At 72.2% G+C, this 15857-nt stretch carries 19 protein-coding genes; 4 read left to right on the forward strand and 15 right to left on the reverse strand.

The window, feature by feature from the left end; genetic code table 11:
• The first annotated feature begins 27 nt into the window (after window positions 1–27).
• On the forward strand, window positions 28–1209 hold the full coding sequence (locus tag AB0C02_RS08140; RefSeq protein WP_357542475.1) for an aminotransferase class V-fold PLP-dependent enzyme: 1182 nt from the start codon (window positions 28–30) through the stop codon (window positions 1207–1209).
• A 79-nt stretch (window positions 1210–1288) separates the two neighbouring features.
• Here the strand turns inward: AB0C02_RS08140 and AB0C02_RS08145 are convergent, their stop codons facing one another.
• On the reverse strand, window positions 1289–1879 hold the full coding sequence (locus tag AB0C02_RS08145) for a M23 family metallopeptidase (protein ID WP_357542477.1): 591 nt from the start codon (window positions 1877–1879) through the stop codon (window positions 1289–1291).
• A 132-nt stretch (window positions 1880–2011) separates the two neighbouring features.
• Here AB0C02_RS08145 and AB0C02_RS08150 point away from each other — a divergent pair, with 132 nt between their 5' ends.
• Window positions 2012–2656: an SAM-dependent methyltransferase gene (locus AB0C02_RS08150; protein ID WP_357542479.1), complete on the forward strand. Its 645-nt coding sequence runs from the start codon at window positions 2012–2014 to the stop codon at window positions 2654–2656.
• A gap of 20 nt (window positions 2657–2676) precedes the next feature.
• Window positions 2677–3783: a sulfite oxidase gene (locus tag AB0C02_RS08155; RefSeq protein WP_357542481.1), complete on the forward strand. Its 1107-nt coding sequence runs from the start codon at window positions 2677–2679 to the stop codon at window positions 3781–3783.
• A gap of 51 nt (window positions 3784–3834) precedes the next feature.
• Here the strand turns inward: AB0C02_RS08155 and AB0C02_RS08160 are convergent, their stop codons facing one another.
• From AB0C02_RS08160 to proS, 11 genes are all read right to left on the reverse strand, one after another.
• On the reverse strand, window positions 3835–4158 hold the full coding sequence (locus tag AB0C02_RS08160) for a DUF2469 domain-containing protein (RefSeq protein ID WP_007075222.1): 324 nt from the start codon (window positions 4156–4158) through the stop codon (window positions 3835–3837).
• Entirely contained in the window at window positions 4155–5039 is an 885-nt protein-coding gene (locus AB0C02_RS08165) for a ribonuclease HII (protein WP_357542483.1), read from the reverse strand. Before AB0C02_RS08165 ends, AB0C02_RS08160 begins: the two co-directional genes overlap by 4 nt.
• 116 nt (window positions 5040–5155) lie before the next feature.
• Window positions 5156–5779: a signal peptidase I gene (gene lepB / locus AB0C02_RS08170; protein ID WP_357542485.1), complete on the reverse strand. Its 624-nt coding sequence runs from the start codon at window positions 5777–5779 to the stop codon at window positions 5156–5158.
• Window positions 5780–5788: 9 nt separating this feature from the next.
• Window positions 5789–6658, reverse strand: coding sequence for a signal peptidase I (gene lepB / locus AB0C02_RS08175; RefSeq protein ID WP_357542487.1), 870 nt, complete (start codon window positions 6656–6658; stop codon window positions 5789–5791).
• A gap of 189 nt (window positions 6659–6847) precedes the next feature.
• The gene (gene rplS / locus AB0C02_RS08180; RefSeq protein ID WP_357542489.1) at window positions 6848–7207 is read right to left on the reverse strand and encodes a 50S ribosomal protein L19; all 360 of its coding nucleotides are present in this window, start codon (window positions 7205–7207) and stop codon (window positions 6848–6850) included.
• A gap of 143 nt (window positions 7208–7350) precedes the next feature.
• Window positions 7351–8130 (reverse strand): tRNA (guanosine(37)-N1)-methyltransferase TrmD, encoded by a 780-nt coding sequence (trmD, locus tag AB0C02_RS08185; RefSeq protein WP_357542490.1) that lies wholly within the window; start codon window positions 8128–8130, stop codon window positions 7351–7353.
• Between the two features lie 15 nt (window positions 8131–8145).
• Window positions 8146–8739 carry a ribosome maturation factor RimM gene (rimM, locus tag AB0C02_RS08190; RefSeq protein WP_357542492.1) on the reverse strand — a complete coding sequence of 198 codons (594 nt, stop codon included), beginning with the start codon at window positions 8737–8739 and terminating at the stop codon, window positions 8146–8148.
• The gene (locus AB0C02_RS08195) at window positions 8739–8999 is read right to left on the reverse strand and encodes an RNA-binding protein (protein ID WP_030500803.1); all 261 of its coding nucleotides are present in this window, start codon (window positions 8997–8999) and stop codon (window positions 8739–8741) included. Before AB0C02_RS08195 ends, rimM begins: the two co-directional genes overlap by 1 nt.
• Window positions 8974–9420 carry a 30S ribosomal protein S16 gene (rpsP, locus tag AB0C02_RS08200; RefSeq protein ID WP_357542494.1) on the reverse strand — a complete coding sequence of 149 codons (447 nt, stop codon included), beginning with the start codon at window positions 9418–9420 and terminating at the stop codon, window positions 8974–8976. The genes AB0C02_RS08195 and rpsP overlap by 26 nt, the downstream gene beginning before the upstream one ends.
• 240 nt (window positions 9421–9660) lie before the next feature.
• Complete coding sequence (locus tag AB0C02_RS08205; protein WP_357542496.1) at window positions 9661–10308, reverse strand: DUF402 domain-containing protein; 648 nt, start codon at window positions 10306–10308, stop codon at window positions 9661–9663.
• A 69-nt stretch (window positions 10309–10377) separates the two neighbouring features.
• Window positions 10378–11784, reverse strand: a complete 1407-nt coding sequence (gene proS, locus AB0C02_RS08210; protein ID WP_357542498.1) for a proline--tRNA ligase — start codon at window positions 11782–11784, stop codon at window positions 10378–10380.
• Between the two features lie 118 nt (window positions 11785–11902).
• Here proS and AB0C02_RS08215 point away from each other — a divergent pair, with 118 nt between their 5' ends.
• A complete protein-coding gene (locus tag AB0C02_RS08215) occupies window positions 11903–12469 on the forward strand; it encodes a hypothetical protein (protein ID WP_357542500.1) in 567 nt (188 codons plus the stop codon).
• A gap of 18 nt (window positions 12470–12487) precedes the next feature.
• Here AB0C02_RS08215 and AB0C02_RS08220 read toward each other — a convergent pair whose 3' ends face one another.
• The 3 genes from AB0C02_RS08220 to ffh all read right to left on the reverse strand — a co-directional run bounded on the left by AB0C02_RS08220 (window position 12488) and on the right by ffh (window position 15772).
• Window positions 12488–13567: an amidohydrolase family protein gene (locus AB0C02_RS08220; protein ID WP_357542502.1), complete on the reverse strand. Its 1080-nt coding sequence runs from the start codon at window positions 13565–13567 to the stop codon at window positions 12488–12490.
• 18 nt (window positions 13568–13585) lie between these two features.
• Entirely contained in the window at window positions 13586–14152 is a 567-nt protein-coding gene (locus tag AB0C02_RS08225; protein ID WP_357542504.1) for a Uma2 family endonuclease, read from the reverse strand.
• Between the two features lie 69 nt (window positions 14153–14221).
• Window positions 14222–15772, reverse strand: a complete 1551-nt coding sequence (gene ffh, locus AB0C02_RS08230) for a signal recognition particle protein (RefSeq protein ID WP_357542506.1) — start codon at window positions 15770–15772, stop codon at window positions 14222–14224.
• Window positions 15773–15857 lie beyond the last annotated feature (85 nt).

Raw genomic sequence — 15857 nt, forward strand, 5'->3', positions numbered from 1 at the left:
TGATCCACGGCGGGCTACCATCAGCGGATGACGGTCCCGCAGCCACCCGAGCCGATCCCCGGGGCTCGGCTGCTCTTCTCCCTCGACCCGTCGGTCAGCCATCTCAACCACGGATCGTTCGGCGCGGTCCCGATCGTCGTGCAGCGGGCCCAGCAGCGCCTGCGTGACGAGATGGAGGCGAACCCGCTCCGTTTCTTCACCCAGGGCCTGGTCGACCGGATCACCCACACGCGGCGGCACCTGGCCGCGTTCCTGGGTGCCGACCCGGACGGCACCGCGCTGGTCGGCAACGCGACCACCGGCGTGGCGGTGGTGCTCCAGTCGCTCGGCCTGCGCCCCGGCGAGGAGGTGCTGACCACCGACCACGGGTACGGGGCGGTCGCCTTCTCGGTGGAGCGGGAGTGCCGGCGGACCGGGGCGGTGTCCCGAACGCTGCCGGTGCCGCTGAACGCCACCGACGAGGAGGTGATCGAGATCATCCGGTCCGGGTTGCGCCCGGGGCGTACCCGGTTGCTGGTCGTCGACCAGATCACCTCGCCCACCGCCCGGCTCTTCCCGGTCGCGGCGATCGTCGGGGTGGCCCGGGAGCAGGGGGTGCCGGTGCTGGTCGACGGGGCACACGCGCCGGGCATGCTGCCGACCACGGTCGCCTCGGTCGGCGCCGACTTCTGGGTCGGCAACCTGCACAAGTGGGCGTACGCGCCGCGCGGCACCGCCGCCCTGGTGGTGGCCGAGCCGTGGCGGGAGCGGATCCAACCGCTGGTCGTGTCGTGGGAACAGGACAGCGGCTTCCCCACCCGGGTCGAGTGGCAGGCGACGCTGGACTACACGCCGTGGCTCGCCGCACCGGCGGGCCTGTTCAACCTGCGCACCCTCGGCGTGGACCGGGTACGCGCGCACAACGCCGCGCTGGCCGCGTACGGGCAGCGGGTGGTCGGGGACGCCCTCGGGGTGGCGCCGTCCCACCTGCCGGAGCCCGGCGGACCGACGGTGTCCATGCGACTCATCCCGCTGCCGCCCGGCGTCGCCACGACGCTGGACGCGGCGCGGGCGCTGCGGGCCCGGATCGCGGACCGACTGGCCGCAGAGGTGGCGGTGGCGGCCTGGAACGGCCGGGGCTGGCTGCGCCTCTGCGGCCAGGTCTACAACACTCCCGACGAGTACGACCGGCTGGCCGTCCGCCTTCCCACGCTGCTCGCCCAGCGCTGAGCGACACCGGCGGCCGGGCCGTCAGCGGCCGGCGACGTCGGCCGCCGTGCATCACGCCCGGGGCGTCGGCGGCCGGGCATCAGTGGCCCGGGGCGTCGACCGGGAGCAGCCGGACCGCGCCAAGGCCGAGCAGGGCGAGCGGGTCCAGGTATTCCTCGCCCCGGCGCAGCCCCCAGTGCAGGCACGCCTCGGCGAGGCAGCCGAGGTGGCCGGCGAGGAGATCGCCGATCGGTGTCCCGGTCGCGACCTGCGCGCCGACCGGCAGCCCGGGGCGTACCGGTTCGTAGGTGGTGCGTAGCCCGTCGGCGTGCCCGACGCTCACCACCGGACGCCCGGCCACCATGCCAGCGAAGAGGACGATCCCGGCGCCGGCGGCGCGGACCTCGACGCCCGGAGCGGCGGCCAGGTCGACGCCACGATGGCCGGGCAGCCACGGTTGCGGCGGTGGGTCGAACCGGCGTACCGGTCGGGGTGTGCCGGCCAGCGGCCAGCCGAACCGTGCGGCGTCAGGCGGATCGGGCAGCACCCAGGGGTCCGCCGCCGGGTCGACCGAAGGCCGGGGATCGGCGGCGTGGGCGGCGGCCACGGCCGACCCGGGACGGACAGCGACCGGGGCGACCAGCAGCAGGAGGCCGAGGGCCGGGACGGCCGGGCGCAGCAGCAACGGCATGCCGCACACCCTGCCGCCGGGACCCGGTAACACTCCACCGCCGGAAACGGTCACTGTGGACAACGTCCCGGCTGTGGACAGCGCCCAACCGCGGAGATGATCTGCTATGGGCGCGACGCCTATGCTGGCCGCGTGACGAGGGACTGGTACGCCTGGCACCACGACTACCACCAACCCGGATCCGCCCTGTCCCGCCGCCTCGCGGCGGTGCGGGAACAGATCCGGCAGGCGTTGGACCGGGCGCCGGCGGGTCCGTTGCGGGCGATCAGTCTCTGCGCCGGACAGGGGCATGACCTGATTCCGGTGCTCGCCACCCATCCCCGGCGGGACGACGTCATCGCCCGGCTGGTCGAACTGGACCCGCGCAACGCCGAGATCGCCCGGGCGGCCGCCGCCGAGGCCGGCCTGACCGGGGTCGAGGTGATGGTCGGCGATGCAGCGCTCACCGACCGGTACGCCGATCTCGTGCCGGCGGACCTGGTCCTGGTGTGCGGGGTCTTCGGCAACATCGTCGAGGCGGACATCCGGGCCACCGTCGGGCACTGCGCCGCGCTCTGCGCCACCGGCGGCACGGTCATCTGGACCCGGCACCGGCGCGAGCCGGACCTGGTCCCCACCATCTGCGCCTGGTTCGCCGAGGAGGGCTTCACCCCGTTCGAGGTGAGCAGCCCGGCCGACGGGGTCGGCGTCGGGGTGCACCGGTTCACCGGTCCGCCCCGCCCGCTCCCGCCCGGCGTCACGATGTTCGAGTTCGTCGACCGGCTCACCCGCCACTGAACAGCCCGAAGGAAGCACGTATGACCACTGTGGACGAGATCAGCCGCGCCTCCCGGATAGCCGGGCCCGACGAGGCGATCAGCGCCGAGGAACTCCAGTTGGCCGCGCGCAACCACGGGATCCCCCTGGAGGCGCTCCGCTACGACGTGACCCCGGCCGGCCTGCACTACCTGCTCATCCACTACGACATCCCGGACGTCGACCCGGCGGCGCACACGCTGACCGTCGACGGCGCGGTGGAACGGTCACTCAGCCTCGACCTGGCCGCGCTGCGGGAGCGGCCCCGGGTCACCCACCGGGTGACGCTCGAATGCGCCGGCAACGGCCGGGCGCTGCTGCACCCGCGCCCGGTCAGCCAGCCATGGCTGGTGGAGGCGGTCGGCAATGCCGAGTGGACCGGCACCCCGCTGGCGCCGCTGCTGCGCGAGGCCGGGCTCGCCGGCGACGCCGTGGACGTGGTCTTCACCGGCGCCGACCACGGGATCGAGCGCGGCGTGGAGCAGGACTACCAGCGGGCGCTGCCGGTCGCGGACGCGTTGCGCGAGGAGGTGCTGCTCGCGTACGAGATGAACGGTGCTCCCCTGCTGCCGCAGCACGGCGCGCCGCTGCGGCTGATCGTGCCCGGCTGGTACGGCATGGCGCACGTGAAGTGGCTGCGGAACATCCGGGTGCTGACCGAGCCCTTCGAGGGCTACCAGAACGCGGTGGCGTACCGGCTGCGGCAGGACGCGGACGACCCGGGTGTGCCGGTGACCCGGATCGAGCCACGCGCCCTGGTACGCCCGCCGGGCTTCCCGGACTTCATGTCGCGTACCCGGATGCTGCGGCCGGGGCCGTGCACGGTGGACGGCCGGGCCTGGTCGGGGCATGCGCCGGTCACGGCCGTCGAGGTGACCTTCGACGGCGGTACGACGTGGGTGCCGGCAACCCTCGACGAGCCGGCCGGGGGCGCGTGGGCGTGGCGGCGTTGGCAGGTCGAGTGGTACCCGACGCCGGGGCGTCACGTGCTGGGTGCGCGGGCGACGGACGCCTCGGGGCGGACCCAGCCGGTCGAGCAGCCGTGGAACCGGGGCGGTTTCGCGAACAACCTGGTGCAGCGCGTCGAGGTGGTGGTGCTGGCGGAGTGATCCGCCGCCGGGAGCGGGCAGCCGGTCGGGCCGGCCCGCCACCCGGCCGGGTCAGCCGCCGAATCCGGAATCCGCGGGCAGCGAGATGTCGGGCTTCTCCAGCTCCTCGACGTTGACGTCCTTGAACGTCATTACCCGGACGTTCTTGACGAATCGGGCGGGACGGTACATGTCCCACACCCAGGCGTCGTGCATCTCGACCTCGAAGTAGACCTCGCCGTCGGAGTTACGCACGTGCAGGTCGACCTGGTTGGCCAGGTAGAAGCGGCGCTCGGTCTCCACCACGTAGGAGAACTGGCGGACAATGTCGCGGTACTCCCGGTAGAGCTGCAGCTCCATCTCGGTCTCGTACTTTTCGAGATCTTCGGCGCTCATCGCTCTCCGCCTTCCATGACCACATCTTCCCCCACCGGCGCCGGAGGTCGCGGCTGCTCGCCCCACGCCACGCCGACGGTACCCCCTACCGCCCCGGACCGCTCCATCGGCTCGTCCGGGCCGCCGAAGAGCATCGCACCCGAGCCGCCGAAAAGCGGTTCACCCGGGCTGCCGAAAAGCGTCTCACCCGGGCCGCCGCCAGCCGGGCGTCGGGAGCGCGGCGGCCGGCCGTCGCGACCGGAGACGGTGGCCACGTTCGCGTACGAGAAGCGGTGCTCCCGGCACGGCCCGAGCTCCCGCAACGCGGCGGTGTGCTCGGGCGTGATGTAGCCCTTGTGCTCGGCGAAGCCGTAGCCCGGGTATCGCTCGTCCAACCCGACCATGATCCGGTCCCGGGTGACCTTGGCCAGCACGCTGGCCGCCGCCACGCAGGCGGCCACCCGGTCGCCCTTCCAGACCGCCAGCCCCGGCACATCCAGCCCGTCGACGCCGAAGCCGTCGGTCAGCACATACTCGGGGCGGGTGGCCAGCGAGGCCAGGGCGCGACGCATCGCCGCCAGGTTGCACACGTGCAGCCCGCGCGCGTCGACCTCCGCGGCGGGTATGACCACCACCGCGTACGCCAGGGCCCGCGCCACCACCTCGTCGTGGATCCGCTCCCGGCTGGCCGCGGTGAGCAGCTTGGAGTCGGCCAGCCCGTCGATCTCGCCGCGCCGCCCCTCGGGCAGCACCGCAGCGGCGGCCACCAGCGGCCCGGCGCAGGCACCTCGGCCGGCCTCGTCGGCGCCGGCCACGTGCCGGAAGCCCCGCCGTTGCAGGGCCCGTTCCAGGGCGTAGAGGCCGCCGTCGCGGCGCACCACGGTGCGCGGAGGCGTCAGCACGGGGCACCCCCGGAAAGCGCGTCGACCAGCAGCACGCGGGCCGTGCGGCGAGGGGTGTAGACGGTCACCTCCCCAGCCTGCCAGACGCGTCCGACGAACGCCCACGCCCACTCAGCTCAGGGATTGGGGATCCCGTCGAACTGCTTCGGCACGGTGAGCCAGGTCGCCCGGCTGGGTGGCCAGAAGATCGTGAAGGCCCGGCCGACCACCTGGTCCTCGGGGATGGTGGCCTCGGTGATGTCCGCGCCGGACTGCTGCCAGTGCTCGAGGGAGTCGCCGGAGGCCTGCCGGTGGTCGCCCATCACCCAGAGCCGCCCCTGCGGCACGGTGATGTCGAAATCCTGGTCGGCCGGCTTGTTGCCCGGGTAGATGAACGGCTCGTCGATCGGCTTGCCGTTGATGATGAGCCGCCCCTGCGGGTCACAGCAGACCACGTGGTCGCCGCCGACGCCGATCACCCGCTTGATGAAGTCCTCGCCGGAGGGATTGCCGCTCCACGAGGTGGGCGCCTTGAAGACGATGACCTCGCCGCGGTGCGGCGAGCGGAAGTCGTAGACCAGCTTGTTGACCAGCACCCGATCGTCGATCTTCAGGGTGTTCTCCATGGACGGGGAGGGGATCCAGAAGGTCTGCAGCACAAAGGCACGTACCAGCACTGCGACCAGGATCGCCACGCCCAAGAGGATGGGCAGCTCCTTCCAGAAGGAGCTGCGTGGCTTTTCGGTCTGCTCGTCGATCACGGGAGGAGCCTACGTTGCCCGGTGCGGCGCGGTCGCCCCGAACGCGCGAGAACGCCGGAGCGCGGCCGTGACCGGGAGGATCAGGACCACACCGCCCACCGGGTCCGGATCCACCGGGACCGGTCGGGCCGGCGCCGCCTCGGGTTGCGGCAGGTCGGCGAAGGTCTGTGGGACGGGCAGGGTGGCCCACCGCTGCGACGGCCACACGATCATGAAGGCTCGACCGACCACGTTGTCGATCGGCACCGGCCCCTGGCAGCGGGCGTCCTGGGAGACCAGCCGGTGGTCGCCCATCACGAAGATCTGGCCCGGCGGTACGACCACCTCGGTGAACTGCCGGGAGCGGCACTCTCTCGCGTTCGGCGGCAGGTCGATCGGCGAATCCTCGGACACGTACGACCGCTCGTCCAGTGGCACGCCGTTGACCACGACCCGGCCCTGGTCACAGCACCAGACCCGGTCGCCGGGCACACCGATGACCCGCTTGATGAAGTCCTTCTCGCCGGGGCGGCTGATCCCGACCAGGTCGCCGAGGGTCCGGCCGACCCGACCGAGGAAGTTGGTCGGCGGCACCGGGGCCTCCTGGGCCACCCACCTGTCGGTGCCCCGGAAGACCACCACCTCGCCGCGAGCCGGTTCGCGGACGTCGTAGACGACCTTGTTGACCAGCACCCGGTCGCCGATGAGGAGGGTGTCCTCCATCGACCCGGAGGGGATGAAGAACGCCTGGAGCAGAAAGGTGCGGATCAGCACCGCCAGGCAGAACGCGACGACCAGCAGCAGGGGCAGCTCCTGCCAGAGGGGTAAATGCCGGCGGTGGCGCCGGACCCGCCGGTGCCACGGATCGACGGCGCCGTCCTCGTCAAGCATCTGCACCATGCCACTCTCCGGTCCGCCGAAACGACACTACCGCCCGGGAGTCTCGCCAGAGACCCCACGGGCGGTAGTGGATCGCTGTGCCGCCGCGAGCAGGCGCGGCGCGCCGTCCCAGTGCGCCCGTACGACCAGGGTAGTGCGCTCCGATCGATACGACATCCGCACAGGTCAGGCCGTGTGGCGAACGGGAATTCAGCTCGCCGGCTGCTTCTCGCGCAGCTCCTTGATCTTGGCCTTCTTGCCGCGCAGCTCGCGCAGGTAGTAGAGCTTGGCACGCCGCACGTCACCGCGGGTCACGACCTCGATCCGGTCGATCGCCGGGCTGTTCACCGGGTAGGTCCGCTCCACACCCACACCGAAGCTGACCTTGCGGACCGAGAAGGTCTCGCGCAGACCGTCACCCTGGCGGCGGATGACGACGCCCTGGAAGATCTGGACCCGGGACCGGTTGCCCTCGACGACCCGCGCGTGCACCTTGACGGTGTCACCGGCACGGAAGTCGGGGAGGTCGGTACGCTTCGACTGGGCGTCAAGGGCGTCCAGGATGTTCATCGCTGCGTCCTCGTAAGGCTCACGGCGCACCGTCAGTCGGTGCGCGAATGGGTGATTCTGACCCCCGGATGGTGACCGACGACGCCGACCCCGGTCGAGGGTCCTCGCAGCCGCCCACGGCGTGGACGGATGCGGCAACCCCCCTACTTTGCCACATCCCCCGGCGGCAGCTGAAACCCACCCCGGTCCAACGCCGCCCGGTCCCGCTTGTCCAGGCTCTCCGGCGGCAGCGCGGCGATCATGTCGGGGCGGCGGGCGGCGGTACGCAGCAGCGACTCGTCGCGCCGCCAGCGGGCGATCTTCCCGTGATCGCCGGAGCGGAGCACCTCCGGCACCTCGTGCCCGCGCCAGGTAGCCGGTTTGGTGTACATCGGCGCCTCCAGCAGCCCGTGGGCGTGCGACTCCTCGTCCAGCGAGCCGGCGTTGCCGAGCACGCCGGGCAGGAGCCGGGTGACCGCCTCCAGGACCACCAGCACCGCCACCTCGCCGCCGAAGAGCACGTAGTCGCCGAGGGAGACCTCGGTCACTCGCATCCGGGTCGCCGCGTGGTCGAGCACCCGCTGGTCGATGCCCTCGTACCGGCCGCAGGCGAAGAGCAGGTGCGGCTCGGCGGCCAACTCGTGCGCCATCGCCTGGGTGAACCGGGCGCCGACCGGAGAGGGCACCAGCAGCCGGGGCTCCGGGTCGCCGTCGGCGCCTGGGACGAGGGCGTCCAGCGCCGCGCCCCAGGGCTCCGGCCGCATCACCATGCCGGGCCCGCCGCCGTAGGGCGTGTCGTCGACCGTGCGGTGCACGTCGTGGGTCCAGGTCCGCAGATCGTGTACGGCCAGCCGCAGCGTGCCGTTCGCCCGGGCCTTGCCGATCAGCGACAGGTCCAGCGGGGCGAAGTATTCGGGGAAGATCGACACGATGTCGACGCGCATGAACGGTGGCTCCAGCTACAGGTCGAGCAGGCCGTCGGGCGGATCGACGACGACCCGACCGCCGGCGATATCCACCTCGGGCACGATCGCCTTGACGAACGGGATCAGCGCGGTACGCCCCTCGGGGCGCCGCAGCACCAGCAGGTCGGAGGCGGGGGCGTGGTCGATCCGGGCCACCTCGCCCAGCCGCTCGCCGGCCGGGGTGACCACGGCGAGGCCGACCAGCTGGTGGTCGTGGAACTCCTCCGGGTCCTCCGGCGGGGAGACTTCGGCGCTGTCCACCCCGACCAGGGTGCCGCGCAGCGCCTCGGCGACATCGCGGTCCAGCACGCCCTCGAACGCGACCAGCAGCCGCCCCTGGTGCATCCGGGCGAACTCGACGGTCAGCTCCGCCGGCACCTGGTAGGCGCCGGGCTGCGCGGGCGCGACTGCTCCGGGCTCGGCGCGCAGCACGTCCTGTGCCTGCGCGGCCCGGGGCGTCGCCCCGGGCATGGTGCGCAGCACCATGCCCGGGGCGAACCGTGCTTCGGGCTCATCGGTCCGCACCTCCACGGTGACCTCACCGCGGATCCCGTGCGGCTTGCCGATCCTGCCGACGATGAGAAGCATCAGTACGAGTCGACGATGTCGACGCGTACCCCGCGCCCGCCGATGGAGCCGATCACCTGGCGCAGCGCCTTGGCGGTCCGGCCGGACCGCCCGATCACCGTGCCGAGGTCCTCCGGGTGCACGCGGACTTCAAGCCGCTTGCCCCGGCGAGAGTCGACCATTCGCACCCGGACATCGTCCGGGTGGTCAACGATCCCCTTGACCAGGTGCTCCAGGGCGGGACGCAGCGCCATGTCAGGCCTGCTCGCCGGACTCGGCACCGGTCTGCTCCTCGGCCTTCGGCGCCTCGGCCTCCGGCTTGGCGGCCTTCTTGGCCGGCTTGGCCGGGGCCTCCGCCAGGCCGGCGGCGGCCTTCGCCTCGGCCTCGTACGCCGCCTGGCGGTCGGCCCGCTCCGGGGCGACCTTCAGCGGCGGCGGGGCCGGCAGGCCCTTGAACTTCTGCCAGTCGCCGGTCAGCTCCAGCAGTCGCTGCACCGCCTCGCTCGGCTGCGCGCCGACGGACAGCCAGTACTGGACCCGCTCCGACTTGACCTCGATGACCGAAGGGTCTTCCTTCGGCTGGTACACACCGACGAACTCGATCGCCCGGCCGTCACGCTTGGTGCGCGAGTCGGCGACGACGATGCGGTACTGCGGGTTGCGGATCTTGCCCATCCGCAGGAGCCGGATCTTTACGGCCACAGTTGTTTCGCTCCTGTTGCGATCTCACCAGCCCGGTACGGGGCGGTGTGGCGGGTGAGCGCCGACGGCACAGTGGGGTTGGGCCGGAGACTGCTCGGTCAACTGGCGACGCGCCCGGGTTAGAGGGCGCCGGACGCGCGCCGGATACCAGCGAACCATTCTGCCAGATCCGGCCCCGATCTCTCGCACCGGACCCGGACAGGTCACCCGAGTCGACCACCGAGTGAGGTACGGCACGCCTCAGCGCACCGGCGGCCGGTTCCACCCGGGCGGCAGCCCGTCCGGTACGTCCCATTCCGCCGGCGGGGTGAAGTCGCACCAGGTGCCGTCGAACGGGAACTCCTCCGCCTCGGCGAGCCTGATCACCCGCTCCCCCTCGGCGCGGACCGGCTCGTCGTCGGCAACCCAGTAGTGGCTGGGGAAGGCGAGTCGCTCGACGAACTCCTCCTCGTCCTTCCACTCCCAGCTCAGGTCGGGATAGACCACCACGTCGAGGTCCTGGTCCACCACGTCGATCCCGGCCACCAGGCCGTCGTCCCAGCGGACGCCCGGTTCCTCCAGGTTGACGTACCAGTTACGGAACCCGCCCCGGGCGTCCCGGAACCACCAGACCGAGTGCGCCGCGCCGGTGGGCAGGAACTTGAGCACCGGCGGCCCGTCCCAGCGGCCTTCGGCGAGCCGGTAGCGAGAGGTGATCCACTCCGCGAACGGTATGGCTCGCATGCCCAGCCCCGCCTCGGTCACCTCGTTGGCCACCGGCGTGTCCCGGGCGATCCAGAGCAGCAGCCCCCGGTCGTCGTCGAGGACCACCCGTGCCGGACGGACCCAGCCGATCCGGCCGTGCCGCACGTTCCGGTGCATGATCAGCCGGCCCGGCTCGAAGCGCACGTCACCCCCAGGCTGCTAACAGGGCCCCTCCTCTACCGCAGGGGTTAAGAAGGGGCCCTTCCTTACACCTCAGTAGGCGCGGGCCAGGATGGCCAGCAGGTCGGGCTCGTCCTCGGAGTCCGGCACCGCGCCGTCGGCGCGCAGCAGGCACCGGACGGTGACGCCCTGGGCGTTCGCCTCGGCCTCGCCCTGGACGCCGACCGCCGACCACGGCACCCGGGCCCAGCCGGTGGCCGACGCCTCGATCGCCTCGGCGAGCGTGGCGACGTCGGTGGTGCGGGACTGCCGGTGCGCGAGGGCCTGGTCGTGCAGCGCCTGCTGGTCGGCGTCCAGCGCGGCGAGGACCGCGCCGACCACGTCGGCCACCGGCGTCGGGGCCTTCGAGCCGTCCGTGCGCCGGACCACCACCGCGTTGCCGGCGGCCAGGTCGCGGGGGCCGACCTCGACCCGGACCGGGTAGCCGCGCAGCTCGGCGTCGACGGCCCGGCGGCCGAACGCGGTGTCGGTCCGGTCGTCGAGCGCGACCCGGACACCGGCGTCGCGCAGCGCGTCGCGGAGCTTCGCCGCCGCCTCGCCCACGCCCTCGCCGTCCTTGACGATCATCACGTACGCCTGGACCGGTGCCAGCTTCGGCGGCACCCGCAGGCCGTTGTCGTCGCCGTGGCACATGATCAGGCCGCCGAGCATCCGGGTGGAGGTGCCCCAGGAGGTGGTCCAGGCGTGCTCCCGGCCGCCCTCGGCGGAGGAGTAGCTGATGTCGAACGCCTTGGCGAAGTTCTGGCCCAGCTCGTGGCTGGTGCCCAACTGGAGCGCCTTGCCGTCGCCCATCATGCCTTCGCAGGTGTAGGTGGCGGTGGCGCCGGCGAACCGCTCCCGGGCGGTCTTCAGGCCGACCACCACCGGGATGCCGAGCACGTTGACCATCAGGTCCTCGTACGCCTCGTGCAGGATCTTGCGGGCGTAGGCGCGGGCGTCCTCACGGGTGGCGTGCGCGGTGTGCCCCTCCTGCCAGAGGAACTCGCTGGTACGCAGGAAGATCCGGGGCCGCAGCTCCCAGCGGACCACGTTCGCCCACTGGTTGAGCAGCAGCGGGAGGTCCCGGTAGGAGTCGATCCACTTGGCCATGAACTCGCCGATCACCGTCTCGCTGGTGGGGCGGACCACCACCGGCTCGGCGAGCTGCTTGCCACCACCGTGGGTAACCACGGCCAGCTCCGGCGAGAAGCCCTCGACGTGCTCGGCCTCGCGCTTGAGGTAGCTCTCCGGGATGAAGAGCGGGAAGTAGGCGTTCTCCGCGCCGGCCGCCTTGATCCGGGCGTCCATCTCGGCCTGCATCCGCTCCCAGATGGCGTAGCCGGCCGGTCGGATGACCATGGTGCCCCGCACCGGGCCGTTGTCGGCCAGCTTCGCCTTGGCGATCAGGTCCTGGTACCAGCGGGGAAAGTCCTCCGCACGGGGAGTGAGCACGCGTGCCATGAGGGCACATCCTATGCTCCGCCCGGCGGGCACCGCGATCGGGCGCGCCCGCACCGACGGTCGGCGGTGGGATCCCGCTCGGGCGGGGCGGTTGACCAGGGCATTAGCATCTGCGCCCGTGCCTCCGCTGCGCTCCCTGTTCGGCCGAGCCGCCGAGCCTGCCCCGCTTCCCTACCCGCCCACCTCGCCCGAGGGCCTGGCCGCCCGCTGGGTGCGCTGGGTGGCGGCGCACGGGCCGATGACGGACCCGATCCACGACACCACCGGCGAGGACGCCGGGCACCACCAGCCCGACGACGTCTGGTTCCTGGCCGGCACGTACGGCGGAACGGTACGACGGCGCTGCGCGATCCCCGCCGGACGGCCGCTCTTCCTCCCCGCCTTCAACATGTGGCAGGTCGGTTCCGGCCCCGGCGAGGTGCCGGTGGTCAGCGCGGCGACCGGGCACGCCAAGCTTGACGACGAGCGGGTGCCGCTCGCCACCATCGGCACGCCGACCCCCTTCGAGGTACGAGGTGCCTTCCGCAACGCTGTCACCGGCCGGTCGCGGCCGTACCCGGTCACCTGCTGGGGCCTCTGGGCGAGCCTGTCGCCGCTGGCCCCGGGCGAGCACGAGCTGACCTTCGGCGGCACCGACGGCGGCGAGTTCTCGGTGCGGGCGAAGTATCTGTTGGTGGTGAGCTGAGCCGCCCCGGCGCTGCGGTCAGCGGATGACGCGGCCGCGCAGGACGATGCGGGACGGGGTGCGGACCACCCGGAGGTCGCGGCGCGGGTCCTCGGGATAGACGACCAGGTCGGCGAGGCCGCCCTCGACCAGACCGGGGAAGCCGAGCCACTCCCGGGCCCGCCAGGAGGCTGCGGCGAGGACGTCCTGCGCGGACATCCCGGCCCGCTCGTGCAGCAGCAACATCTCCTCGGCGGCCAGCCCGTGGTCGATGCCACCGCCGGCGTCGGTGCCGACGTAGATCGGCACACCCGCCTCGTACGCGGCCCGGACCACCTCGGGGAAGCGGTCCCGCAGGGCGAGCATGTGGTCGGCGTAGCCGGGGAACTTCGGGCGGGCCTGGTCGGCGATGTGCCCGAAGGTCTGAATGTTGATCATCGTGGGAACCAGCGCGGTGCCCTGGCGGGCCATCAGGTCGACCAGGTCGAGGCTGAGCCCGGTGCCGTGCTCCACCGAGTCCACCCCGGCCCGCACCATGATCTCCACGGCCGACTCGCTGAAGGTGTGCACGGCCGCCCGCGCCCCGGCGGCGTGCGCGGCGGCGACGGCGGCGGTCATGGTGTCGGCGTCCCAGGCCGGCGCGAGGTCGCCCACACCGCGGTCGATCCAGTCGCCGACCAGCTTGACCCAGCCGTTGCCGGCGGCGGCCTGCTCGGCCACCGTCGCGGCCACCTCGGCCGCGCCGACCTCCACCCCGATGTCGCGCAGGTAGCGCTTCGGCGGTGCCACATGCCGGCCGGCGCGGGCCAGTCGCGGCAGGTCCGGGTCGTCGTCGAGCTCCGGGTACGGGTACGGCGAGCCGGCGTCCCGGATGGCGAGCACCCCGGCGTCCCGGTCGACCCGGCCCAACTCGCGGGCCTGGTCGAGGGAGGTGATCGGGGCACCGCCCCGGGCGATGCCGATGTGGCAGTGGGCGTCGGTCAGCCCGGGGAGCACGAAGCCGCCGTCGGCGACGGTCTCCGCGCCCGGCACCGGTTCGAAGGTGACCCGGTCGCCGACCAGCCAGAGATCCCGGACCTCGTCGTCCGGCAGGAGCACACCGCGCACATGCAGAGCCATGTGCACAGTCCTACCCGATCACTCCCCCTCGGTGGCGAGCAGGTCGTTCCGTCGTGCGGTGAGGGCGGGCAGGTCGACGGAGACCTTCCACGGCCGCTCGCTGACGAACAGGTCCTCGGTGTGGGTGACCTGCTCGTACTCGCGGCCCGCGCCGAGGGCGTACTCGGTCAGGGTGATCCGTTTCTGCAGCGGGTCGACCACCCAGTACGAGCGGACCCCGGCATGAGCGTAGGCACTTCGCTTGTCGTCGAGGTCGCGGCGGCTGTCGAACGCAGCCAGCACCTCTACGGCGAGGACAACATCGGCGGCCGGAACGGGCGACGTGTTCGCTCGCTGGACACGCACGACGACGAGGTCAGGTCGGAGCTCATGACGCCGGTCGATCGCCACCGAGACGTGCATGCTCGCAAGTACGTCGGCGGGAAGACGCTCCTCGACCGCCAGAAGCAGTTCCAGACAGAGTTGCTGGTGCAACGGAGTCCACGACAGGGTCACCAGGCGGCCGTTGACCAGCTCGTACCGGAGATCACGAGGCAGGTCGACGAGATCCTCCGCGGTCCACTCCCGCGATCGTGTGCGTTCCATGCTGCTCCCGAATGCGGCGGCCCCGTCACCATAAAGCGTGACGGGGCCGTGGGACGTCGACGACGCGCGTCAGCGAGGGTGCTTGTCGCCGCCCTTGCCGAGCTTGTTGAAGTCGATCTTCGGGAGCTTGAAGCCCGGCGGCAGGCCCTGCGCGCCGGCCAGGTCGCCCGGGTCCAGGCCCGGCGGAAGCTGCGGCATGCCGCCCGGGAAGCCGCCCGGCATCCCGGCGCCGGTGCGGGGCCGACCGCCCTTGGTGCCCTTGCGCTTGTTCTTCGGCGACTTGGTCGCCTTGCGCCGGCCAGCGCCGGGCAGGCCCATCATGCCGCCCATCTGCTTCATCATCTTCTGCGCGTCGGCGAAGCGGTTGAGCAGCTGGTTGACGTCCATCACGGTGACGCCGGAGCCGGTGGCGATCCGGGCCCGCCGGGAGCCGTTGATGATCTTCGGGGTGGTGCGCTCGGCCGGGGTCATCGACCGGATGATCGCGGTGACCCGGTCGAAGTGTTTGTCGTCCAGCTCGGCGAGCTGGTCCTTCATCTGCCCCATGCCGGGCATCATGGCCAGCACGTTGGCGATCGGGCCCATCCGCCGCACCGCGATGAGCTGATCGAGGAAGTCCTCCAGGGTGAAGGTCTCCCCGCCCATCAGCTTGGCGGTCATCTTCTCCTTCTGATCGGAGTCGAAGGCCGCCTCGGCCTGCTCGATCAGCGTGAGGACGTCGCCCATGCCGAGGATCCGGCTGGCCATCCGGTCGGGGTGGAAGACGTCGAAGTCCTCCAGCTTCTCGCCCGTGGAGGCGAAGAGGATCGGCTGCCCGGTGACCTCCCGGACCGACAGCGCGGCACCACCGCGGGCGTCGCCGTCGAGCTTGGAGAGGACCACACCGGTGATGCCGACGCCGTCACGGAACGCCTCGGCGGTGCGCACCGCGTCCTGACCGACCATCGCGTCGATGACGAAGATGACCTCGTCGGGCTGGACCGCGTCCCGGATGTCGGCGGCCTGCTGCATCATCTCGGCGTCGATACCGAGCCGACCGGCGGTGTCGACGATCACGATGTCCCGGGCGGCCCGCTTGGCGTGCTCGATCGAGGCCCGGGCCACCTGGACGGGGTCGCCGAAGCCGTTGCCGGGCTCCGGGGCGTACACCTCGACGCCGGCCCGACCACCGAGCACCTGGAGCTGCCCGACGGCGTTGGGGCGTTGCAGGTCGGCGGCGACCAGCAGCGGCTGGTGCCCCTGGGCCTTGAGCCAGCGGGCCAGCTTGCCGGCGAGGGTGGTCTTACCGGAACCCTGGAGACCGGCCAGCATGATCACGGTCGGCGGGTGCTTGGCGAACTGGAGCCGCCGCCCCTCGCCACCGAGGACGGCGACCAGCTCCTCGTTGACGATCTTGACGATCTGCTGCGCCGGGTTGAGCGCCTGGGAAACCTCGGCGCTGCGGGCCCGCTCCTTGACGTTCGCGATGAAGCCCTTGACCACCGGCAGGGCGACATCGGCCTCCAGCAACGCCATCCGGATCTCGCGCGCGGTGGCGTCGATGTCGGCGTCAGTGAGCCGGCCCTTGCCGCGGAGCTTGGTGAAGATCCCGGAGAGGCGGTCACTCAAGGTGTCAAACACGCGAACATCCCGTTTGTCGTTTTCGGCGGGCACAAGTCGGCCGGCGCGCACAAGGCCGGCTACCCGCAAGGGTAACGGTCCCACC

Source organism: Micromonospora sp. NPDC048999 (genome assembly GCF_040649295.1).
GTDB lineage: Bacteria > Actinomycetota > Actinomycetes > Mycobacteriales > Micromonosporaceae > Micromonospora.